The 21,699-nt window shown below is 60.1% G+C and carries 25 protein-coding genes and 1 pseudogene; 18 read left to right on the forward strand and 8 right to left on the reverse strand.

The window, feature by feature from the left end:
- Positions 1-124 precede the first annotated feature (124 nt).
- Positions 125-1,141, forward strand: coding sequence for an AI-2E family transporter (locus V1471_RS13885; protein ID WP_434289611.1), 1,017 nt, complete (start codon positions 125-127; stop codon positions 1,139-1,141).
- Positions 1,142-1,172: 31 nt separating this feature from the next.
- Here V1471_RS13885 and V1471_RS13890 read toward each other — a convergent pair whose 3' ends face one another.
- Genes V1471_RS13890 through V1471_RS13900 form a run of 3 tightly spaced genes read right to left on the reverse strand, consistent with a single transcriptional unit; the run spans position 1,173 to position 3,668 of the window.
- Complete coding sequence (locus V1471_RS13890) at positions 1,173-2,921, reverse strand: sensor histidine kinase (protein WP_434289613.1); 1,749 nt, start codon at positions 2,919-2,921, stop codon at positions 1,173-1,175.
- Complete coding sequence (locus tag V1471_RS13895; protein WP_434289615.1) at positions 2,918-3,526, reverse strand: RNA polymerase sigma factor; 609 nt, start codon at positions 3,524-3,526, stop codon at positions 2,918-2,920. The genes V1471_RS13890 and V1471_RS13895 overlap by 4 nt, the downstream gene beginning before the upstream one ends.
- Positions 3,516-3,668 carry a NepR family anti-sigma factor gene (locus tag V1471_RS13900; RefSeq protein ID WP_434289617.1) on the reverse strand — a complete coding sequence of 51 codons (153 nt, stop codon included), beginning with the start codon at positions 3,666-3,668 and terminating at the stop codon, positions 3,516-3,518. Before V1471_RS13900 ends, V1471_RS13895 begins: the two co-directional genes overlap by 11 nt.
- 120 nt (positions 3,669-3,788) lie before the next feature.
- Between V1471_RS13900 and V1471_RS13905 the strand changes: the two genes are divergently transcribed.
- Positions 3,789-4,601, forward strand: coding sequence for a response regulator (locus tag V1471_RS13905; RefSeq protein WP_434289619.1), 813 nt, complete (start codon positions 3,789-3,791; stop codon positions 4,599-4,601).
- Between the two features lie 77 nt (positions 4,602-4,678).
- On the opposite strand, the gene V1471_RS13910 is transcribed toward V1471_RS13905, so the two are convergent.
- Both V1471_RS13910 and V1471_RS13915 read right to left on the reverse strand, forming a co-directional pair.
- Positions 4,679-5,176, reverse strand: coding sequence for a Dps family protein (locus tag V1471_RS13910; protein ID WP_434289621.1), 498 nt, complete (start codon positions 5,174-5,176; stop codon positions 4,679-4,681).
- Between the two features lie 53 nt (positions 5,177-5,229).
- Positions 5,230-5,403, reverse strand: coding sequence for a DUF1328 domain-containing protein (locus V1471_RS13915; protein ID WP_226550082.1), 174 nt, complete (start codon positions 5,401-5,403; stop codon positions 5,230-5,232).
- Positions 5,404-5,559: 156 nt separating this feature from the next.
- On the opposite strand from V1471_RS13915, the gene V1471_RS13920 reads away from it, so the two are divergent.
- Together V1471_RS13920 and V1471_RS13925 are read left to right on the forward strand one after the other, a co-directional pair.
- Positions 5,560-5,886: a DUF883 family protein gene (locus tag V1471_RS13920; RefSeq protein ID WP_434289623.1), complete on the forward strand. Its 327-nt coding sequence runs from the start codon at positions 5,560-5,562 to the stop codon at positions 5,884-5,886.
- A gap of 8 nt (positions 5,887-5,894) precedes the next feature.
- A complete protein-coding gene (locus V1471_RS13925) occupies positions 5,895-6,227 on the forward strand; it encodes a phage holin family protein (RefSeq protein ID WP_434289625.1) in 333 nt (110 codons plus the stop codon).
- A 21-nt stretch (positions 6,228-6,248) separates the two neighbouring features.
- On the opposite strand, the gene V1471_RS13930 is transcribed toward V1471_RS13925, so the two are convergent.
- On the reverse strand, positions 6,249-7,028 hold the full coding sequence (locus tag V1471_RS13930; protein ID WP_434287492.1) for a metallophosphoesterase: 780 nt from the start codon (positions 7,026-7,028) through the stop codon (positions 6,249-6,251).
- 350 nt (positions 7,029-7,378) lie between these two features.
- Between V1471_RS13930 and V1471_RS13935 the strand changes: the two genes are divergently transcribed.
- The 6 genes from V1471_RS13935 (at position 7,379) to V1471_RS13960 (ending at position 14,947) form a co-directional block, all read left to right on the forward strand.
- The gene (locus tag V1471_RS13935; protein ID WP_434287493.1) at positions 7,379-9,457 is read left to right on the forward strand and encodes a YjbH domain-containing protein; all 2,079 of its coding nucleotides are present in this window, start codon (positions 7,379-7,381) and stop codon (positions 9,455-9,457) included.
- Complete coding sequence (locus V1471_RS13940) at positions 9,454-10,122, forward strand: YjbF family lipoprotein (RefSeq protein ID WP_434287494.1); 669 nt, start codon at positions 9,454-9,456, stop codon at positions 10,120-10,122. The genes V1471_RS13935 and V1471_RS13940 overlap by 4 nt, the downstream gene beginning before the upstream one ends.
- A 90-nt stretch (positions 10,123-10,212) precedes the next feature.
- Positions 10,213-12,288, forward strand: coding sequence for a GumC family protein (locus tag V1471_RS13945; RefSeq protein ID WP_434287495.1), 2,076 nt, complete (start codon positions 10,213-10,215; stop codon positions 12,286-12,288).
- 187 nt (positions 12,289-12,475) lie between these two features.
- Positions 12,476-13,831 carry a polysaccharide biosynthesis/export family protein gene (locus tag V1471_RS13950; protein ID WP_434287496.1) on the forward strand — a complete coding sequence of 452 codons (1,356 nt, stop codon included), beginning with the start codon at positions 12,476-12,478 and terminating at the stop codon, positions 13,829-13,831.
- A 189-nt stretch (positions 13,832-14,020) separates the two neighbouring features.
- Positions 14,021-14,251, forward strand: coding sequence for a hypothetical protein (locus V1471_RS13955; protein ID WP_434287497.1), 231 nt, complete (start codon positions 14,021-14,023; stop codon positions 14,249-14,251).
- A 180-nt stretch (positions 14,252-14,431) separates the two neighbouring features.
- Positions 14,432-14,947: a hypothetical protein gene (locus V1471_RS13960; RefSeq protein ID WP_434287498.1), complete on the forward strand. Its 516-nt coding sequence runs from the start codon at positions 14,432-14,434 to the stop codon at positions 14,945-14,947.
- Between the two features lie 164 nt (positions 14,948-15,111).
- On the opposite strand, the gene V1471_RS13965 is transcribed toward V1471_RS13960, so the two are convergent.
- Positions 15,112-16,218: a tyrosine-type recombinase/integrase gene (locus V1471_RS13965; protein WP_434289626.1), complete on the reverse strand. Its 1,107-nt coding sequence runs from the start codon at positions 16,216-16,218 to the stop codon at positions 15,112-15,114.
- A 540-nt stretch (positions 16,219-16,758) separates the two neighbouring features.
- Here V1471_RS13965 and V1471_RS13970 point away from each other — a divergent pair.
- Complete coding sequence (locus V1471_RS13970) at positions 16,759-17,403, forward strand: helix-turn-helix domain-containing protein (RefSeq protein ID WP_434289628.1); 645 nt, start codon at positions 16,759-16,761, stop codon at positions 17,401-17,403.
- On the opposite strand, the gene V1471_RS13975 is transcribed toward V1471_RS13970, so the two are convergent.
- Complete coding sequence (locus V1471_RS13975) at positions 17,400-17,624, reverse strand: helix-turn-helix domain-containing protein (RefSeq protein WP_434289630.1); 225 nt, start codon at positions 17,622-17,624, stop codon at positions 17,400-17,402. The two genes, V1471_RS13970 and V1471_RS13975, sit on opposite strands and share 4 nt — an antisense overlap.
- Positions 17,625-17,719: 95 nt before the next feature.
- On the opposite strand from V1471_RS13975, the gene V1471_RS13980 reads away from it, so the two are divergent.
- From V1471_RS13980 to V1471_RS14010, 7 genes and pseudogenes are all read left to right on the forward strand, one after another.
- Positions 17,720-17,989 carry a hypothetical protein gene (locus V1471_RS13980; RefSeq protein ID WP_434289632.1) on the forward strand — a complete coding sequence of 90 codons (270 nt, stop codon included), beginning with the start codon at positions 17,720-17,722 and terminating at the stop codon, positions 17,987-17,989.
- A complete protein-coding gene (locus tag V1471_RS13985) occupies positions 17,977-18,390 on the forward strand; it encodes a hypothetical protein (RefSeq protein ID WP_434289634.1) in 414 nt (137 codons plus the stop codon). Before V1471_RS13980 ends, V1471_RS13985 begins: the two co-directional genes overlap by 13 nt.
- A complete protein-coding gene (locus V1471_RS13990; protein WP_250042147.1) occupies positions 18,387-18,545 on the forward strand; it encodes a hypothetical protein in 159 nt (52 codons plus the stop codon). Before V1471_RS13985 ends, V1471_RS13990 begins: the two co-directional genes overlap by 4 nt.
- Positions 18,542-19,039, forward strand: coding sequence for a hypothetical protein (locus V1471_RS13995; RefSeq protein ID WP_434289636.1), 498 nt, complete (start codon positions 18,542-18,544; stop codon positions 19,037-19,039). Before V1471_RS13990 ends, V1471_RS13995 begins: the two co-directional genes overlap by 4 nt.
- 56 nt (positions 19,040-19,095) lie before the next feature.
- Positions 19,096-19,899 (forward strand): metallophosphoesterase, encoded by an 804-nt coding sequence (locus tag V1471_RS14000; protein ID WP_434289637.1) that lies wholly within the window; start codon positions 19,096-19,098, stop codon positions 19,897-19,899.
- 221 nt (positions 19,900-20,120) lie between these two features.
- A complete protein-coding gene (locus V1471_RS14005) occupies positions 20,121-20,492 on the forward strand; it encodes a hypothetical protein (protein WP_434289639.1) in 372 nt (123 codons plus the stop codon).
- Between the two features lie 265 nt (positions 20,493-20,757).
- A pseudogene (locus V1471_RS14010) lies at positions 20,758-21,258 on the forward strand (CarD family transcriptional regulator); the annotation flags it as partial.
- Between the last annotated feature and the right edge of the window lie 441 nt (positions 21,259-21,699).

Consider the following 21,699-nt stretch of genomic DNA (forward strand, 5'->3'; position numbering starts at 1 on the left):
AGTCTGGGCCATACAATCTACGGTAAGGCTATGATCTCGGCAGGCCGCAATCAAGCTGTGATCGACTGTTCTCCGGAACCCGCCCCCCGCCCTTTGCGTTGTTCTGCAAAATGGAGACAAAAATATGACGCGAAACGCGCAAGGGCATTGGGCCTTGATCATCTTGACGCTCATTGCCGTAATCGCGGCGCTCGATCTGGCGCAGGCGCTGGTTGCGCCTTTCGTACTGGCCTTCGTCTGTGCCGTGGTGCTATCTCCGGTCTCCGCCTTCTGGAAGCGCCTCGGTGTGCCACCTGCAATGGGCGCACTGATGAGCTTCGCCTCTGTGCTGGCGCTTCTGGCGGCGCTGATCTTTCTGGCCGAACCCGTGATCGAACAGGCCTATGCGCAAATCCCGAGCATCAAATACGAGCTGAGAGAAGGTCTCAGCCACCTGCGCCAAGTGTTTCGCGGCATCAGCGACGTGACCAAGGAGGTGCAGGACACGATCTCTCCCGACACCTCCGGCTCGGACGGATCGCAATCCGTGGCCCTGCCCTCGCTCGGGGACGCGCTCTTTGCCGCCCCCTCTCTGCTCGCCCAGATCCTGCTCTTTGCCGGGGCATTGTTCTTCATCCTTCTGTCGCGGGACGAGGTTTACGAGGGCCTCTCGAAACTCCATCCCGCAGGACCATCCGTCACCTGCCTGCGCGATGCGGACGCGCGGGTGTCGCGCTATTTCCTGACCATCACGCTGATCAACACCGGCTTCGGCGCGATTGTTGCCGGGGGGCTTGCGGCCATGGGACTGCCCGGCGCTCTGCTCTGGGGCGTCGTGGCGGCCCTGATGAATTTCATCCTCTACATCGGCCCGGCGATGGTTGCCGTATCCCTGCTCATCGCGGGCATCATGGCCTTTGACGGCGCGGCATCCTTCCTTCCGCCGCTGACATTCATCGCGCTGAACACCCTCGAAGGCCAGTTCGTCACGCCGACACTGGTCGGACGACATATGCAGGTCAACCCGCTCCTGGTGTTCCTGTCGCTGTGCTTCTGGCTCTGGCTTTGGGGGCCGGTTGGCGGTTTTGTGGCCATCCCGCTTCTGGTCTGGGGGTTGGCCGTGTTCCGGGGATTGGGGCCCGAAACACGGCACACGTCCTGATGCACCCCGTTCAGGGCTCAGGAGCCAATCCTTAGTCGATCTCGTCGATCTCGCTGTCCGTCTGCGCCTCGTCAAAGGAGGCGATCGGGAAGTCCACCGCAACGCTGAACAGAACATCGCCCTCCTCAACCTCCAGCTTGCCCCCCAATTGTTGGGCAAAGGCCTTGATCAGATTGGTGCCAAGCCCCGTGCCGTTCACCTGTTCGGGCGGCAAAAGCGGCGTGCCCTTGGTGTTGGTCACAGTCAAACGCGCCGTGCCGGGCTCAAAGGTCTTCAGGCGTACCTCGATCCTGGGCATCTCCCCCTCCGGGCGACCGATGTATTTCAGCGCATTGGTCGTGGCCTCGGTGGCCAGAAGAGACAAAGGCACCGCCTGATCGGGATAGAGCACAACCGGATCATACTCCTCCGTGCTTTTCAGATGCGCCTCATTGGCAACGCTCGCGCTGACCAGCTTGCCGATCGTGCTGCGCAGCAACTCGTCGGCCCGCACCCGGCCTTCTGTCGTAGTCTCGTAGAGGCTACGGTGCACAGTCGCGATGCTCATCACACGGCCCTGCACCTCCTTGAGAGCAAACCGCGCCTCAGGGGTTTTCGCCTTGCGCACCTTCATGTTCACGATGGAGGCGATCAGTTGCAGGTTGTTCTTGACCCGGTGATGCACCTCCTTGAGCAGGACGGATTTGTCATGGATCGTATCTTCGAGCTCCGCCTCGTCGCGGATCACGGTTTCCGCCAGATCGTGCCAGGCGCGATCAATCTCGCGCAACTCACGTGGCAACCCCGGATCGCGCGAGCGCTGATCGTGGCGTCGCGACACAGCGAAATCGCGCATGTCACGGCTCAGCCGACGGATCGGCTTGATCACCAGCCGGTGCACCGCGAAATAGGCCACACCGAGACTGGTCAGCCACATGGCAATCGGAAAGAACATCGGCGAGGCAATCGACAGGCCCGGCGCAACCGAAAGCCGCTCCCGTGGCCAACTGCCGATGGCATAGACCTGATCGCGCAGGATCGGCACCACGGCGAAGACACGTTCCTCGCCGTCGTTGGTCTGCCCGGTGAAGGAAAAGCGATACTGCCCGACCAGTCCGACCAGTGGGCGCCCGGCAGGCAATTCCCCGACCACACCCTGCAACCCCCCGGCCGCGCTCAGAATTTCGCCCTCATTGTTGAAAGTGATGAGATCCACCGGTCGGTCGAGCGGCTGGTTCTCGACCTTCATGCGGGTTTCGTTATGTGGCAGAGAGACGGTCACATAGCCGTCGTAGGCCTCATTGTGATAGACCGGTGCGGACAGGACGATGACCGACGTCTTGCTGATCGGCGCATTGAAAATCAGATCACTGCGCGGACCGGGATGCTGCGTCATGCCCTGATAGACTTCGCGGCCTTTGAAATTATAGCCAACCGCACTTGAACCGCATTTCAGGATGCCATCTACCCCAACATAGCCGGCAAAGGAAAACGCCTCGTTATCGGTTATGAAATCCACGAAAATCCGGTTACAGGCCGACGTGTCCGCTTTGATCGACGGTATCACCGCCGCGAGCGCATCCGTTGCGCCAAACCCGGCACGGATCAGCGCCTCTTCGCCCGCTGCGGCCTGTGCCGTGAGCGCAAGCAAATTGCTCTGGGCGCGTTCGTCCGCCGCCTCGGAAAACTGATGCGTGATCGAGACTGCGATCAGACCGATCGGGAAAAGCGCAATCGACAACAGCGTCGCAATGCGCAATCCCAACCCGTCGACAGAGCGACGCCAGTCTTTCAGCTTCACGCAGCAGTCCCCCGGCTCGGCACAGCGGAACTCATCACGGCCAGGGTCTCCTGATCGGTCAACTCAAGCGTATCGCCCTCTTCCAGCTCCATCAATTCCGTAAGCCTTTGACGTGCGCGATTAACGCGGCTCTTGATCGTACCGACCGCCACGTCACAGGTCTCGGCGGCCTCCTCATAGGAAAACCCCATCGCGCCGACCAGCATGAGAGCCTCGCGTTGCTCGGCTTTGAGCTGCACGAAGGCGGCTTCGAAATCGGCCATGGCGAGGCGCCCGTCATGGTCCGGTTTCTTCGCAAGTGTGGCCGCGAAGACGCCATCCGTGTCCTGCACCTCGCGTTTACTCTTGCGACGGTCGGAATAAAACGTGTTGCGCAGGATGGTGAAGAGCCAGGCGCGCATATTGGTGCCAACCTGAAAAGAGTCGATGTTCTTCCACGCTTTGATCACCGCATCCTGTACCAGATCGTCCGCCTGCGACGGGTTCCGGGTGAGGCTGAGGGCAAAGGCGCGCATTGCGGGCAGATGGGTGACGATCTCTTCGCGAGGATCGAGTGCGAGGCCGTTTTCACGGCCGCTCTGGGTCGGACTGTCCTCACTGGTCATTCTGGGCATCCTGTTCCTTGAGTTTCTCAAGCAGATCCAGAAACCGGTCCGGTATCTCTTCCTCCAGAGTCTTTTGATAGACCCGTTTCAGATTGGCCTCGATTTGCTCGTCGAGCTCGTGTTTTGATTTGTGTTGCGCCATTGTCATTCCCGTCTCGAGATCCCTTGAACATGGTATCCCGAAAAATTTTAACACCCTTTGTGGAACCAAACGCGTTTCGCCTGCGTTCGGTTCCGAGAAAATCGAAAAAGGACGAAATTTATGTCGACAGCTCCGACAGAGAAGAAACTGTCCCTCATTGTGGCCAGCCTTCTGCCCTATCTGCGCCGCTACGCACGCGCGCTGACCGGAGACCAACAGACCGGGGACAAATATGCCGCGACCACGCTCGAGGCGCTGCTGAGCGATCGTTCGGTGTTCGATCAGATCGAAAGCCCGAAAGTGGCTTTGTTCCATGCATTTCACCTGATCTGGTCGAGTGCCGGTGCGCCGACGGGCGAGGACGAAACCGGGCTCGCCAAACGCGCTCAGGCCCACTTGCGCCGCCTGACGCCCAACACCCGCGAGGCGCTGTTGCTTCACACGATCGAGGAATTCACCCTCGATGAGGTGGCCGAGATCATGGGCACCGATGTCGATGAGGTCGAACACCTGTTGAGTGTCGCCGAAACCGAAATGTCCGAAAGCATTCAGGGGCGTGTCATGGTGATCGAAGATGAGGCCATCATCGCACTCGATCTTCAGGGCATCGTCGCCGACATGGGCCACCAGATCACCGGCGTGGCCAGTATCGCCAGCGAAGCGGTGAAACTCGCCGCCGAGACCCGGCCCGATCTGATCCTCTCGGACATTCAACTCGCCGACGGCTCCTCGGGCATCGACGCGGTGAACGACATTCTCAAGAGCGCCGCCGACATTCCGGTGATCTTCATCACCGCCTTCCCCGAGCGGCTTTTGACCGGCGAACGCCCGGAACCTGCTTTCGTCATCACAAAGCCCTACAGCGAGGACCAAGTCCGCTCTGCCGTATCCCAGGCGATGTTCTTTTCGAGCACGGAAACCCTGGTGTCCTGAGCGACACCGATCCGTTCGGCATAGGAAAACGCCCCGCCGAAATCCGGCGGGGCGTTTTATGTTCGAGGCTCAGAGAGTCACGATTTCGCAATCGCCCGAAGCATCCAGGCCGCTTTCTCATGGAACGCCGCGCGCGCGGTCGCCAGATCGGCGGTCACATCGTCATCGTGCTCCCCGGAAAGCTTGATCAGCTTGTGCATCTGCGAGGCGAGATGTTCGTGATCAGACGCCAGATCGGCCACCATATCATGCGCGCTCGGCGACTTCGGAGCATCCTTGAGTTTCGCGCCACCAAGCACATCGCTCACCGACATCGGCGCCAATTGCCCAAGCGCACGGATGCGTTCGGCCAACTCATCGGTCGCCTCGAACAGCGCGCCGTATTGCTCTTCGGTTAGCGTATGAATGCTGTAGAACAACGGGCCTTCGACGTTCCAGTGATAGATGTGGGTCTTGAGAAGCAGCGTGTAAGTGTCTGTCAAAACCTGCGCGAGACCCTCCGCAACGACCTTGGGCGATTTGACGCCGGTTTTGACAGTGGTCGCTTCGGGGGTGGTTTCGAGAATATCTGCCATGATGCGTTCCTTTCAAATGTGATGTTCGGCGAGGGGAGGCAGGGGTCGCCGGATCAAACCGGCGGCTTGCCCCGCACCGCCCGTGCGACCATCGCCAGAAGGAACAGGACGATGAAGATGAAGAACAGGATTTGCGCGATCCCGGCGGATGCGCTGGCGATGCCACCGAAGCCAAAAACCCCGGCGACAATCGCGACGATCAGAAAAGTAAGTGCCCAGCCAAGCATGGGAGCCTCCTAAGTTGCGATTGTTTGGTGCGTCCTCTGACGCGGTCTGGGGAGTCAACGCAGGCTTTCGCGGATTGGTTCCAAACAGGTTTTCCGGAACATTCTGACCGGCCTGCGCGTTGGGCCGGCAACATGGAAACGAAAAGGAGACCGATCATGACTCGCGCTCAAACCAATGGTGCCGTCGAACAGACATCCGCCGATCTTTCGGCCCAGATCGAAACGCTGAAAGCCGATGTGGCCGCGCTGACCAGCACGTTTGCGGACTATGCCCGCGCCCAAAAGGAACACCTCGGCGCCACCGCAGAAGACACATATGAGGCTGCGAAACAGAAAGGCGCGGAGACCGCCCACCAAGCCCGTCAACAGGCGCGTGACGCCTATGCCGGAGCGGAAAAGGCGGTGCGCGACAATCCGGCGGCCTCCGTCGGCATTGCCGCAGGCGTCGGCTTTCTCGTCGGCCTTCTGACCGCGCGTCGCTGAGGCCTCTCATGCTGAACGCCGTTCAAACAAAAGTGGCCCGGGGCGCACGTCGTGTGGCCTGGGTCTCTGCCGGGATGCTCCTGCTTCTGGTCGGGGCCGGCTTTCTGACCACCTCGGCCTGGCTCGTGCTGTCCACCCTGCACGGTGCGCAATTCGCCGCCCTCGTGATCGGGCTGTTCTATGTCGGCTCTGGCCTCATCTCTCTGGCTCTCGGCACGAAACGTCAGGTTCCCGCGCCAGTGCTCGCGCCTCCCTCCGGCCCGACGCAACCAGATGTCTTCGCACGGCTCGCCATGGCGTTCAGCGAGGGTTTTCAGGTCGGCGCGGCGATGCGCCGATGAGGCACGACCGCCTCGTGGGAGTTACCGGGTTCTGGCCTGGATGAACTCCAGCTGCCCGTTTTCGATGATCGCCGCGGTGAGGCGTCCGGTGGCATAGGCGCCGGTGTCGATCGAGATGACGCCGTTTTTTTCCTGCGGCAGATCGACGATGGTATGGCCGTGCACGACCCACAGACCGTCGTCGCGGGCGTGTTGGCCGAAGGCCTTGTGCCCCCAGGTCAGCGCCTGTTCGGTTTGCGCCACGATCGGCGTCGCGGGATCGGCCCCGGCATGGACCACGGCGACATTGCCGCTCCCGAACCACCGCGGGCGCGCGGCGAGCCAGTCGTGCAGGCCCTCGGGCATGACCTCCAGCAGCCGGTCCCGCGCGCGGCGCAGCGCCTCGGGCGCATTCTGCACCCCGAGCTGGAAAGCCCCGAAGCTCGCCATGGTCTGCAACCCGCCATGGCGCATCCAGCGATTTCCGGCCTGTTCCGGCTCCCGCAGGAAGGCCAGCATCATCTCTTCGTGGTTGCCGAGGAGGAACACGGTGTCGGGACGATCCGCTTCGAGCGCCCTGAGACGGTCGAGCACCCCGGCGCTGTGATCTCCCCGGTCGATAAAATCGCCGACGAAGACCCAGCGCGCACGCGGCGCACGCGCGCAGAGCCGGTCGATCATCTTGTCCAGACAGACCAGTTCACCGTGCAGATCCCCGACAATGGCCAGCGCCGTTTCGGGGGCTGGCGGCCCCCCTTCGAAGCGCTGCGGGAGAGGCAGGTCCGTCTTCTGGGGCCTGCGGCGGAACACGTGTCTGAACACAGCTTGGTCCTTTTCAATTCGGCTTTGAGCGGACAAATCCCGCGCGCCGTCTCATCGTCTTATCGTCTTATCGTCTTGCGCCGGTCAGAGGTCTGGCCGCTCCGGACAGGCTGCCGCCCTGTTCGACCGCAGGGGGCAAGCCGTGGCTTCGGGTGACGATGGCATTTTACGGCTCAAATTAAGAGCAAAAAAGCGCCGATCGCGGCAAATGTTTCACGATGTCCCGTTTGACGGCACTGCCGACGCCGCCCAATATAGAGAAGAGTTTCAATGTCGGGTCAGGCAAGCTATACGGGTGCCAAAGCTTGAGGTACGGTGTGACGTTTCACAAATATTTTCATGGGCTTTGGGTGTCAGCAGCCCTGTCCGCCGCCCCCGCACTGGCGCAAAATGTGGACCTCAGGTTTCCGGTCTCCACCTTCGGCACGCCCGGCCTCATTGACATGCCGACCGGAGAGGTGTTTCCCGACGGCACGCTCCACCTGAACACCGCCTTTCGCGACGGCACGCAAAGATACAATCTGAGCTTTCAGATCACACCGCGCATCTTCGGATCGTTCCGCTATTCGATCATCGACGACTACGATGCGGTGATCGGCACCCGCTACGACCGCAGTTTCGATCTGGGGTATCTGATCGCCGGGGAGACCGACCTGCGCCCCTCCGTCGTCGTGGCCCTGCGGGATTTCGGCGGGACCGGTATTTACAGCTCGGAATATGTCGCGGCCACCAAGCATTTCATGGACGAGCGCCTGTCGCTCACCGGCGGGATCGGCTGGGGGCGTCTGGGCAGCTATGGCAGCTTCGACAACCCGCTCGGCGCGCTTTCGGACACTTTCGACACCCGCGGCGCCGGTCCGTCGAGCATCACGGAAGTCGGGCGTCTGGAAACGGACCAATGGTTCCGCGGCGATGCGGCGCTGTTCGGCGGGCTGGCCTATCAGATCAGCGACCGGCTGTCTTTCCGGCTGGAATATTCCTCCGACGACTATGGGCGCGAGGTCGCGCGCACCGGCTTCGAGCACAGGACGCCCTTCAATGCCGCGCTGTCCTACGGCTTCGGCAACGGCGCGGATCTGACGGTCTATGCGCTGCACGGCTCCGAGATCGGTTTCATGGCCAACCTGCCGATCGACCCGCAGAACCCGGCCTATGCCAGCGGCATCGAAGAAGCCCCGCCTGCCCTCGTGCCGCGCCAGACCGCCGCGGCGCTGTCCTGGACCGACGGCAGCGTTGAAAGCAAGAACAGCCCGCTGTCCGCCGCACTCCGGGATCAGGGCATCGCGCTCGAAGGCCTCACGGTCGAAGGGTCGACCGCCACGGTGCGCATGGCCAACGGGCGCTATCCGGCGGAGGCTCAGGCTCTGGGCCGCACGGCCCGGGTTCTGGCCAATCATCTGCCCGAGACGGTGACGACCTTTCGGGTGGAAAGCACCGCGAACGGGATGACCACCTCGCGCACCACGCTGCGCCGCTCCGATCTCGAGGCGCTGGAATACGATCTCGACGGCAGCTGGCGCAGCTATGTCCGCGCCGGGTTCGAGGACGCGCCCCGCACCGAGGCGACGGCGATCGCCGGGACCTATCCCAAATTCGACTGGCGCCTGAGCCCCTATTTCGATCCGGCGCTGTTCGATCCGGACAACCCCCTGCGGGCCGATCTGGGGCTTCAGGCCGAAGCCGCCTTCACGCCGGTGCGCGGGCTGATCTTCTCCGGGGCGATCCGCCAGCCGATCGTCGGCAATCTCGACGAGAGCACGCGCTCCTCCAGCTCGGTCCTGCCCCATGTGCGCACCGATGTCGTCGACTATGCCAAAGACTCCGATCTGGAGATCAAACATCTCACGGCGGAATATTTCTTCCGCCCCGGCAGGAACCTCTTTGGCCGGGTGACCGCGGGTTATCTGGAAACCATGTATGGCGGCCTGTCGACGGAACTGCTCTGGAAACCGCTCAACAGTCCGCTCGCTCTGGGTGCCGAAGTGAACTATGCCAAAAAACGCGATTATGATCAGCTCTTCGGCTTTCAGGACTACGACATCGTGACCGGCCATGCCTCGGTCTATTACGATCTCGGCCGCGGCTATCTGGGTCAGCTCGATGTCGGGCGCTATCTCGCCGGGGATTATGGCGCGACGTTTTCTCTCGACCGCGAGTTCGACAACGGCTTTCGCGTCGGCGCCTTCTTTACCCTCACGGATGTCTCCTTCGACGATTTCGGCGAAGGCTCCTTCGACAAGGGCATCCGCTTTACCGTCCCGATCGACTGGCTGAGCGGCGCGCCCGTGCAGGGCGGCTATGGCACGACCATCCGCCCGGTCCTGCGCGACGGCGGCGCGCGGCTCGATGTCCGCAACCGGCTTTACGAGGTGGTCAGGGGCAGCCAGACGAACGAGCTGGAAGACCGTTGGGGGAGGTTCTGGAGATGACCGTGAAGACCCGCATCGCGCTCGTCCTCGGCCTGTTCGCGGCTCTGAGCGGCTGTTCGTCGGACCCGAACCAATCCGCGCTCGCCCAGCAATTCCTCAACCGCTCCAAAGGCTACGACCCCGGCGCCGACTTTCTCGCAGCTCAAAACTCAGGCGCCCCGGGCTATGTGGCCGGGCTTCAGAACGGCGACAACGCCTACACGGTCTTCCTGCGTCAGACCGTCAACGCCCGGGGCGAGGAAACCTGGATCTCTCCGGATCGTCTGTCTCTGGGGATGAAAGACGGGATGATGATCGCCACACGCGGCTTCGGCCACGACCAGCTTGCGGCGGATGCGCGCGAAACCTTGTCGGCGCTCACCTCCGGGCAGAATGCCGTCACCGAACGTTTCGTCACCCTGCTCGCCGCCGGAAGCACCGCCGAGACCCTTGCCTTCCGCTGTCAGGTCACCCGCCAAAAGCAGGAACCGGTTCAGCTGAGCGACAGTTACACAGCTGACACAGACCTGTTCTATGAAACCTGCCGGAACGGCCAGATGGCGTTCCGCAACCTGTTCTGGGTGGAACGGGGCTCCCGGAGCATCGTGCAGTCGCGTCAGTGGATCAGCGAGGAGACCGGCGAATTGGCGCTCAGGCGCCTGGCCCCACAGGCGACAATTCCGTGACACCGGCGCAGAAAGCCGAGAACACGGTTGCCCTCTCTTCGGTTTTCGGATTGATTTTACAAAGTATCATGTAAAAGGAACCAGTTAGCGTTGTCCTCCTCCCCAAACATCTCCGATGACGACGTCATCGATCTTGGCGCGATGGTCGGCGCCCTGTGGCGCAAGAAACTGTGGATCATCGCAAGTGTCGTGGCCTTCGCGCTGCTGGGCGCCTTATATGTGTTTGCTCTTGCAACTCCGAAGTACCGTGCAACCTCTGTGATCCTGCTGGATGCCTCCGGCGAACAGCTTGTGGATCTCGGCGCGGTCCTGCCGAATCTGGGAACGAATTCGGAAGCCATCAACACCGAAGTCGAAGTCCTCAAAAGCCGCCGTTTGCTGGAGCGCGTCGTCACCGCCGCGAACCTGACCGAAGATCCCGAGTTCAATTCGACCCTGCGCCCGCCCGGTCTGAAGACAAAGATCAAGACCGCGCTGACGCGGTCACAGCCCGCATCTGCGAGCGAAGAGCAACAAATGACCCTGGCGATCAACGCCTTGCTGGATCGCATCTCCGTACGCAACCTGCCCAAGACCTATGTCCTGCAGGTCACGGTCGAGACCGGGGCCGCGCCAAAATCCACCCGCCTCGCAGATACGATCGCCGAACAATACATCCTGTACCAGATGGACGTGAAATTCGAAGCGACACGCGATGCCTCCGAATGGCTCACCACCCGGGTCGCAGATCTGAAAGTGGATCTGGAACAGGCCGAAGCACGCGTCTCCGAGTTCTCGACCAATTCGGAAGTGGTCAGCATCGAAACCGTCCAGGCGCTCGAACGTCAGCTCAAGGAGCTGCGCGAGCGGCTTCAGACCATGCGCAGCGCGCTGCAAAGCGAAACCGCACGGCTCGACGCGCTGACCGAGGCGGAAAACGCCCCCGCCGGACAGAAAGTCGACGTGGCGGGCGACCCGCGCCTGACGACGATTTATCATGAAGCCGGCGAAGGCGCCGCCTTCGACGCCCGCTTCGGTCAAATTCTCATGCAAGCCACCACCCAGATGCAACGCACAGAGGCGCAGGTTCGCTCCCTCGAAGCCAGCATTGCCCTGCGGGAGGCCGATATTGCGCGACAAAGCGACGAGCTGATCCAGCTTCAGCAACTCACCCGCGAAGCCGAGGCCAGCCGCCTGCTTTACGAATATTTCCTCAGCCGCCTCAAGGAAACCTCCGCTCAGGAAGGCATTCAACAGGCGGACAGCCGCATCCTGTCCAATGCCGTCCTGCCGGGCGGTCCCGCCGAACCCCGCAAATCGCTTATTCTGGCCATCTCCATGATCCTCGGCGCCATGGCCGGAAGTGCCTTTGTCCTGCTGTGGGAAATGCGGCAGAACGGGTTCCGTCAGGCCTCCGAACTCGAATCGGAAACCGGCCTGCCCGTGATGGGACAAATCCCGCTTTTGCCATCGGACAACCGCCGCGAAGGGCTGGAATATCTCGCCGAGAAACCGGCCTCCGCCCAGGCGGAGGCGATCCGCAACCTGCGCACATCCGTGATGTTGTCCGGTTTGGACAAGACACCGCAGGTCATCATGCTGACCTCCTCCCTGCCCGGCGAAGGGAAAACCACGATCTCCTTTGCCCTGGCCCAGAACTTCGTCGGGCTCGGCAAAAAGGTTCTCCTGCTCGAAGGCGATATCCGGCGCAGGGTGTTCAGCCAGTACCTCGACGTCAAGAACGCCAAGGGGCTGATGGCGGTGCTCGCCAATGAGATCTCGCTCGAGGACGCGGTCATTCATGACCCGGTGATGAAGGCCGACATCCTCATCAGCGAACCCAGCACGGTCAACGCCGCGGATATCCTGTCCTCCGAGCGATTCGCCGCCTTTCTGGAAACCGCGCGGAACGCCTATGACATGATCATCGTCGACACGCCGCCGGTGCTCGTGGTCCCCGATGCGCGGGTTCTCGCGCAACATGCCGATGCCCTGCTCTTCACCGTCCATTGGGACAAGACCACGAAGACCCAGCTCCAGAACGCGCTGCGCATGTTCGAGACCGTCGGGGTCAGCGTCAGCGGGCTGGTGCTCAACCAGATCGACCCGAAAGGCATGAAAAACTATGGCTACGGGGATTCCTATGGGGCCTACGGGGCTTATGGCGCCAAGTATTACACAAACTGACCAGTTCTCAGGACATGTGCCCCCCATGACACGCCTCATGACACGCCCTGCGACAAGCCTCATGACACGCCCCGGATGTGCGACGCCTCGCGCGCGCATCCTTCGCAAAAAAGAAAACCGAATGGCTGCACCCGTCGTTTTTCGCTATGACACTCTCACGCCGTGACTTTGAACAAGGACTGACCCGTTGCGTATTGCAGTTGCTTTTATCACGACCCTCGCGCTCTCGTCCTGCGGCGCCGCCTATCACAGTCAGCGGGTGGTTTCCGGCACAACGAACGAGGCCAAAGTCCGTGTCGTCGATGTCACCCCCCAATCCGTGATGATCGCCAATCGCTCCGCCTATACACCACACGACCTGCCTGCGGCGTTCAAAACCACCGCCGGGACCGGCAGCGGGCTGCGCGGCACCGGAGACGTGCCCGAACCGGCGTATACCGCGCAAACCCGACCCGGCGCGCTGGAAACACGCCTGCCCCCCGCAACCGCCGCGCAACCCTATAAAATCGGCATCGGAGACGTGGTCTTGCTCGCAACGCCCACCGGCACCTCGATCGAGGAACTCTCCGGCCTGCTGGCCGCCCAGAACAGCCGCCAGGGCTATACCGTCCAGGATGACGGCAGCATCGCCATCCCCGATGTCGGCCGTGTGGCCATTGCCGGGCTGACCCTCGAAGAGGCCGAAGCGACCCTGTTCCAAAGTCTCGTCGCCGCGCAGATCGAACCGACCTTCAGCCTTGAGATCTCCCAGTTCAACTCCAAGAAAGTCTCCATCGGCGGCGCGGTCTCCGCCCCCGGCGTGATCCCCGTCACTCTGACGCCGCTCTATCTCGACGAAGCCCTGGCACAGGTCGGCGGCACAACCGCCGCAAGCCTCGGTTACACCTCCGTGCGGATTTACCGCGATGGCACGATCTACCAGGTGCCGCTCGAAGCGCTCTACGCCAACAGCCGCATTCAGAAGATCCCCCTTCTGGCCGGCGACAGCGTCTTTGTCGATGACACCTATCAGCTGGATCAGGCCTCCGCGTATTTCGCGCAACAGATTCAACTCGCCGAATATCGTCAGGGCGCGCGAAGCTCCGCCCTGTCGCAATTGCAGACCGAAGTCTCGCTGCGTCGCGGGCAACTCGAAGAAGCCCGCTCCAATTATCAGGCGCAAGTCGCGCTGGATGCCACCCAACGGGACTATGTCTATCTGACCGGCGAAGTCAGACAGCAGGGCCGCTTCACCCTCCCGCTCGGACGGCAAGCCAGCCTGGCCGACGCGCTCTATGAGGGCGGCAGAGGGCTCGCCATTCAAACCGCAGATCCCAGACATATCTACGTGCTGCGCGGCTCGGAAGACCCGATGGCCTTCGATGCCCTCACCGCCTGGCAGCTGAACACGAAGAACGCCGCCTCTCTCACCCTGGCCGCACGGTTCGAATTGCGTCCCAACGACATCATCTTTGTCGCCGAACAACCCGTCACGAAATGGAACCGCACCATCAGCCAGATCACGCCTGCGCTCATCAACAGAGGCCTGACCGCGCTCGAATAGGAAAGGCGCGCGCATAATTCTGAGCCAGTCTGCGCTATTTTTTGCGCAAGACCGGCAAACCGGTGCGAAAAAACAGGAACGACACGTTTTTCGATGCCATCGGAGCCTGAATCGCGTATGCTATCGTTAAGGTTGAAACACTGCCCCTGAAGTTTCCGGGGCAGTTTCCATCAATATAGTGAGTACACCATGTCCAAATATGCCGTTTTGCTGATGTCCGCTCTCGCCCTCTCCGCCCCCGCGGCCTTCGCTCAGGACACGGGCGAGCCGAATGGCGATGAGATCCGTCTGCCGCCCCCGGGCGATGTGCAGAACTTGCTGCCCCTGCTGGCACCGACCATCGGTCTTCTGGGGGTGGCGCTGGCGAACGGAGGCGGCAGCTCCTCGACCAGCACAACCAGCACAACCTCGACCAACTAAGCCGCTCGAGACGCGTTCGGAGAAGATAGAAAAGGCACCCTCCCCGGGTGCCTTTTCCGTTGTCCGCCGCGCACCGGATCAACACTTCCTTAGGCTTTCTCTGCTCTAATCCCACCTGAACCGATGGGGATCGGTGTTCCGGGGTGAGAACACCCCCGACTTGTCACGTGGGGTGATTTCATGTTTTCCGAACCGACCGTCCGTGCGCCCTCGGCGCGCGCCAGAAACCTGTGCGCCCTTGTCGCGCCCCTTCTCGCCTTGACCCTGTGCCTCTCCCTCTGGAGCACCAGCGCACAGGCCGCCCGGCCAAAATCGCAACAGCCCGGCGCAACGATCGTCATCAACGGCGACCCGGGCGGCAGCGTCCGCGCCCGCTACAACGAAATCGAAGAAATCAACAGACTCAGCCAACGCGTCGAAATCCGCCGCGGCGCCTGCCTGTCGAGCTGCACAATGTTCCTCGGCGCCGACAATGTCTGCGTCTCACCGCAAGCCAGCTTCGGCTTCCACGGCCCCTACAGGTTCGGACAAAAACTCACTCCCGAGGAGTTCGACCAATGGTCCAAATTCATCGCCTCTCATTACCCCCCAGAAATCCGCCACTGGTACATGACAAAGGCAAGGTACAAAACCTACAGCCCAGCACACATCTCCGGCGCCGAACTCATCAGACTCGGTGTCCAAAAATGTGAGTGAGGGCAGCTGCGCCCCACCTAGCAACAGACGAAAGGTTCACCAAAACTTCTGAGCAAGGCAGGCTATCGGCGGGCGCATATATCGCAAATGAAAACGCGCAAGAAACAGGAAGTGATGGTGATCCCGGCGGGATTCGAACCTGCAACCTGCCCCTTAGGAGGGAGTTATTCATCGTCGGTTTCCTTCTTTGTTTTCCGTTTCTTAGATGATTTCGGCTTTTCTGCCTGTACAGGTTTCGTACGAAAACGCGCCCTGATGGCGGCTTCGTCGGTCTCTGCATGGGCATAGATGCGCATCGGCAGATTGGGGTCCGACCACCGCCCCGCCTTGGCTGCGGTCACCGGGTCAACACCCTGCCGGACTACCAGTTCTGTGAAGAACCCATGCCTCCCGGCGGGGTGCGCCGAAAGATATGGAATGCCCGCACACTTGCAGATCGTCTTCCAGCGATTGTTATAGCCGGTCGGGCTGCCGTAACCGAAAACACGGGGCGATAGGAGTTGTCCGGTTTTTAGGTTCTTAGGCCGCTTCGGCTGCAAGGCCTCAAGCTCAGCCATCATTTCAGGTGAAACTGCGATCCAGCTTTCCTCGTGGCCTTTCTGGGCCTTGATGCGAACTTCACAGGTTTCGGGCCTCAGATCGTCCGGTTCAATGGAAATTGCTTGGTCAATTCGCGCTGCCGTCTCAAACATGAAGCGCACCATCGCGGCGTTGTAAGGATCGGCCGTCGCGCAAAACGCCTCGATCCATTCGCGCGTTGCCGGAATGCGCTCTACCCGACTGGTTTTCTGCCTTCGCTGATCCTGGGCAATCCGCTCGAACTTGTCATACCGCTTGACCCGCAGGAGTGGCGTCCCCTTGAATTCGTGCGCGTTGTTGATGACCGCGCGCGCCGGAGTCACGATCTCGCGCCACCAAGTATCTGTGCAGGCCTTCGGTTTCAGTTTGGGACCAAGGCTCTTGAGTAGCGCCCCCGTGATCGCACCGAGCGGCAAGTCCCCGATTTCTTCCAGTATCGGCAGGAGCTGCTTCGCCGTTTGGGGCGACGGGAGATAAATCTCAACGGCGTCAGCAAATCGCAAGGTGTGTTCTTCGCCGATGACATGCTTGCGGATCTGAAGTTCCGTTTCATCCCTTATCCAGTCCCTTGCGCCAGCCTCAGTAGTCGCTCGCGTGCTTTTGCGATATGGACCGGCGATCGGTCGACCGTTGTATTCGATCCAGCCCTTGACCCAGTAGATCGATCCGCGTTGGTAGGGTTCGAGCGGCATCCTTGACTCTCCATCAAAATTCTGTCGAGTTGCGATGGGATGATAATCATCGCATTTCCAATCTTGAATCGTGCGCCCAGCCGGTTTGCCTTCTCTCGCAGCGTTCGTTCGGTAATCTGGATCCCACGACTGACTAACACCTCGACCCACTGGTCCGGTGTCTTGCCGGTTGCCAGAATTTCCGAACCGAAAGAGGGGCCGGGCGCACCATTCATCGTTACTGGCCCGTCGCTTTCTGTGACGACTTGATCAGTGCTTCGAGGTGCTCAGGTGTCAGCAACATCAAACGACCGATCTTGTAGAAGTTCCCGGTCCTGTGCGCCTTTTCCCGGATAAGCCGGGGCGAAACATGCACGCCGTGTTCGCGCAAGCTCACGCTCCACGCTTCAGGTGTCTGACTCTGCGTTAATATCTCTGACATTTCCCTACCTGCACTTTGCGTTAACTCTTGCAAGAAGTTGCAGGCCATAGGTAAGAAGTCACGAGCCAGTACAAATATTCTACATATTCGGAACATATGTTCCGAATTTAGGGGGTGCCATGCCGTTTGTTCCGCAGAAACCGCTTACACCTGAAGAAGAAGAGCAGGCCAAACGCAAGCAAATGAAGCAAGATTTGCTCGATTACAGGCGGGCTTATCATTCCCCTGTGTCGCCTCTGCACGAAAACTTGCGAACCCTTCGAATCAACCGACAGCTAAAAAAACAGGATATGGCCGATCTGATGGGGATCACGCCGCGCACATATTATACCTATGAAAGTGGCGCGCGGCCTGTTCCTTCAGACTCACTGGCTAGGCTCGCAACCTTGATCGACGTCGATCTGGACATGCTCCTAATGGGACGCTCTCTCAAGCCGACATCACAGATCATTGAGAGTGCAATCGACGACCTCATGAAAATCCTTGAGTTTCTGGATCGCGAGTATCCAACCATGGATTGGAAGACCCGGATGAAAGTTGCTCGACATGCCGTCATGGCTGATACAGGTGACTGGCCCCGCGTGGACCCCGAGATGATCCGTGGATCAGTTAAAGTCCTTACCAGGTACAAATTTCATCCGGAAAATCTCCCACAACCACCTAATCCTGACGACTACGGCGATGATGATCGACCGCACGGTTATGAACGGGACATGGCTGCCTGGCAGGCCATTGTTGATGAAGATCTTGGAGGCGACACCTAAGGCCTTAGCAGAGTCCACGCCTCAACGCCAAACCCCTCGGCCACCCGATACAGATTGTCGATCGAGATGTTCTGTTCCGAGCGCTCGACCGCACTGAGATAGGTCCGGTTCAGACCGGCCTCGTTCGCCAGATACTCCTGCGACCAGCCGCGCTCGGCGCGCAGCTTGCGCATGTTACGCGCAACAGTATCTCGCAGGGGGCTTTTGGGCGTCGTCTTCATGCACAATGCTATTGTGCTTTGACGCTTTTAACTCTACCTGTTTTAACATACATTCGACGAGTTGGAGAGTACCCATGCCTCAATGCCCCCACTGCATGACCGAGATCCACGAGGAGGCGCGGGTTTGTCCGTCCTGCGGCGCAAAGAAGGGCGTTCTGGGCGCAGGGTTTACAGGGCGCGATCTGAAGGCGCGGGCGGGTATCGTGGCGGCGATTGGTCTGCTGCCGCTTCTCGTCGGGCTTGGTTTTCTTGTCACAGGCGACGTCGTTGGCTTCATGCTGCTGGCTGGCCTTGCCGCAATCCCCTTCGCCATCGCCGCCGGGATATTTGTCGCATCGGAGGGGCGCGAAAAATGGTATCGCTGAGCCTTCACGATCCTGACGGCGTGCAGCGCCGTTTGCAGGTCTTTCTCGTCCAGTTCACCGCGCCGCAATGGGTCACGCAGAACCAAACCAACGCCACAATTGAGGATCAGGAACGCGCGGCCGAGGTGCTGGACATTGTTCTGGACATCCTGCTCGATGCGCAGCTTGGGCTGGTGGCCGATCTGGTTCCCGCCGATGAAGAGCAGTTCTGGCACAGCCCGCGCCGTCTGCGCGCGCCGGAAACGGGTGCGCAGTTCGACATCCGCGTGGGTGCGCGCGGCGGCTATGATCTTCGCGTCACGGCAGGCAACACGGTGTTCACCGACCACGCGATGAGCTTTGAGGCCCTGACCATGGCACTGCGCAGTTTTGCTGCCCTGCGCCGCGAGGCCGCTGCATGAGTGAGCAAAAACACACCTCTTTCTACATCAGCGCCGAGGGCCACAAGGCCCTGCGGCTGGAGGCGATCAAACGCGGCCTGTCGATGAGCCAGCTCATCGCCCGTGCACTGGCCGATGCAGGCGTCGATATTCCGGCAGAGGATTTGAAGAAATGAAAGCATTGTTCACCGCCGCACTGATCGCGCTGGCCTCCCCCGCTATGGCCGAGGGCTGGTATTTCGAGGCCTCTCTGGAAGGCGGGGCCGAATTCTGGACCTTCACCAACGCCACGGGCGATGTCAGCCCCCGCCGCCTGATGGGTGATGAAATCTGGATCATCCGCTCGGACGAGGTGAACGGGCTGGGGCCGGACGGGGCCTGCACCTTTGAAAACTGCGCCGTGAAAGTGATGCTGGGCGGGCGGTTTCCAGTCGCGCGGGAACGGGTGCAGATCACCTTCTCGAACGGCGAGGCGCTGGACTTCGAGGCGAGGGGCGGCGAGGTTCTGTTCGACAATCATTCCACCGCAGGCATGGGCGCGACCGCGCTGTTCGTCGAGAACATCCGCGCGGCGGAATGGGTCGAGGTCGGCTTCGGCGGGCGGGCGCACAGGTTCAGCCTTGCTGGATCGGCCAAGGCACTGGATGCGATCAGGGCGTATCTACGCTAGGTGCGCGATGGTGATATAGGGCGATAGCACTATCACACGATCAACGAGGGCATCGCATGGCGCGGTTTCTGGTCTGGAGCGACCTGCATGACGAGTTTTGGGGCGGCTTCGATCTGCCCGACCTGTCCGCGCCGGTGGACGGGGTTCTGATCGCGGGCGATACGCAAACGCGGGGGCGGCATCTGAAGATTCCGGCACGGGCCGCGCGGAAGTATGGCTGCCCGGTCGCGGTCATCTGGGGAAACCATGAGCCATACGGCTCGGTCTGGTCGGAATTGTTGACTGAGGAGGAGCGTCAGCTTGCAGAGCTGCGCGCCGCAGGCCTCGACATCCGCGTTCTGCATGGCGCGACCGCCGAGATTGCGGGCGTCCGTATCATCGGCGCAACGCTCTGGACGGACCTGCAACTCTATCCCGAGTTCGGTGAGCTCGCACGGCTCATGGTCTCGGCCTACATGCAGGACTACCGCGCCATTCGCACCGCGCCCGATACCTGCTTTACCATTGAGGACATGCTAGACCGCCACATGCAGGACAAGGCTGCGATCCTCGCCGCCCTGCGCACCCCGTATAACGGCCCGACCATGGTCATGACCCACCATCTTCCCCTGCGCGAGTTGATCGCTCCTTGGCGCACCATCGGCGGTCACGAGAAGCGCGCGATGAATAACGGGTTTGCCTGCGATCTCTGGGACGAAATCCGGGGCCTCGACATCGACACATGGCTCTGGGGTCACAGCCACGAGGGTGAGAGCCGGACGATTGAAGGCGCCCAAGGCCCGATTCGCTTCGCCACGAACCAGCGGGGATATCCGGGCGAGGAGGTCGAATTCGATCCGGCCTTTGTGCTGGAGGTCTGAGCACGGTGGATAGGGCGATAGTGCTATCTTGCTGCCGCAAGTCGACTCTGAACCCAACTTGACCAATGCTGGAGGTCTTACAGGCGTCAGCAACGACGATAAACTGTCTGAAGATTGCTTGCGACGCCAAAGATAGGCTAAGGTGCATTGACTAGAACAGTCATCTGCATAAACTTCCGAGCTCTCGTTTGTTCATTGTTCTCTCATAGGCCGAGGTAAAGTTGTCAGAATTTGAAGGACCTCCGCTAAAAGTTGTGGCGATGAGAACTGAGAAGGCCAATAGAGATTTCGCGGACTGGCGCGTTTCTACGGAAAGGCAAAACGTTTTGGCGCGCCAACTGAAGGAAGTACCGAGGTCGGCGGTTGATGATCGCACCGAAGGCGACCTGAGGTTTAGATCGGTGCACGATGGTTTCGAGGTTGCGTTCATGCTCCTCGTTCAGGATGGTAAGTTTATTGTGTTGGTGATTGGTTATGATCGTGAAGGCGAAATGGAGAAGCATTTGGACTACTTAAGACGGTCTGCTGCTGAAGCCCTACCGCCTCCAGTAAAAACCCTTTTGCAAGGGAGAAAAAAGAAGAATGAACGCTAGCCAAGAAGATGCCAACTACTCAGAGCTTTCTGGCCCTGAAAAAATGGCCGCAAGGCTAAACGAGGCAGCTGAAGTAATAGCGTTCATGTCTGCTTCAGTTGTCTCGCCTGGTGAAGAGCCTGCCCACCTTCTAAACCATCTGGCAAAACAGAAAAACGGGGACAATGAGCGGATCGGTGTCAATGATGTAAACGTTGGCAATGAAACTCCCCATCAAACAGAACCTTTCAAAGTTTTACGCTCCGGGGTATCCGCGTCTCAATTTTCCAAGGACGCCCGTTTTAAGGTTGGGGATTTCGTTGTTTATCCGGCACATGGTGTGGGGCAAATCAATTCAATTGAGGAACAGCAAGTGGCTGGCTTCAGAATTGAGCTTTATGCCATTACCTTCGAGAAAGACAAGATGACCCTCCGGGTGCCCACCAATAAGGCAAGCGAAGTGGGAATGCGTTCGCTGTCTAGCCCCGGCGTGATCGACGCCGCGATGAAGACCCTGAAAAGCAAATCCAAAGTTAAACGCGCCATGTGGTCCCGCCGGGCGCAGGAATACGAACAAAAGATCAACTCGGGTGACCTAGTCGCGATCGCGGAAGTGGTGCGCGACCTGCACCGCAACGACGACCAGCGCGAGCAGAGCTACTCTGAGCGCCGGCTCTATGAGGCTGCGCTTGAAAGACTTACACGTGAGATTGCGATTATTGAAGCGACAGATGAAGACCATGTCTCGAAAGAAGTTTTTAGCGCTTTGACTACCAGCGCGGCCTAACGGCGTGTTCAAGTTTGCAATTGGTGAGCAACGTCTTGCCTTAGCAAATCTTACAGAGATTTCTGAGCGAATTTGCCTAATCTGGAACTAAGTTCTTTAGCATTTTTCTCCGGTTGCAGCACCAACTGAGCGCTACCGATTATCAGTTCGAACGCAACCATTCGCGCCGAAGAAGGGCAACAAGGCAGAGATACGCCTCATTAGCCCAAGCAGTGAAGCCTTAATGCTCTTCAGCACTGACCGATCGGCGATCTAACAGCCAATGCACCCTTGATCGTGAAAGTCTGCAACGTCCGCATTGCTGCCGTCCAGCACTTTTGGCAGGGCTGATCTTTGAAGCCGCACGTCCGCTAACTAAATTGCCACGATGATTTTTGGGGCCATGCTCTGACGCCCGCCAGAAACCCCACAATCGCTCGATCCTTGGCGTCTCGCTCATGT

This window comes from Celeribacter sp. SCSIO 80788 (assembly GCF_051054295.1).
Lineage (GTDB): Bacteria > Pseudomonadota > Alphaproteobacteria > Rhodobacterales > Rhodobacteraceae > Celeribacter.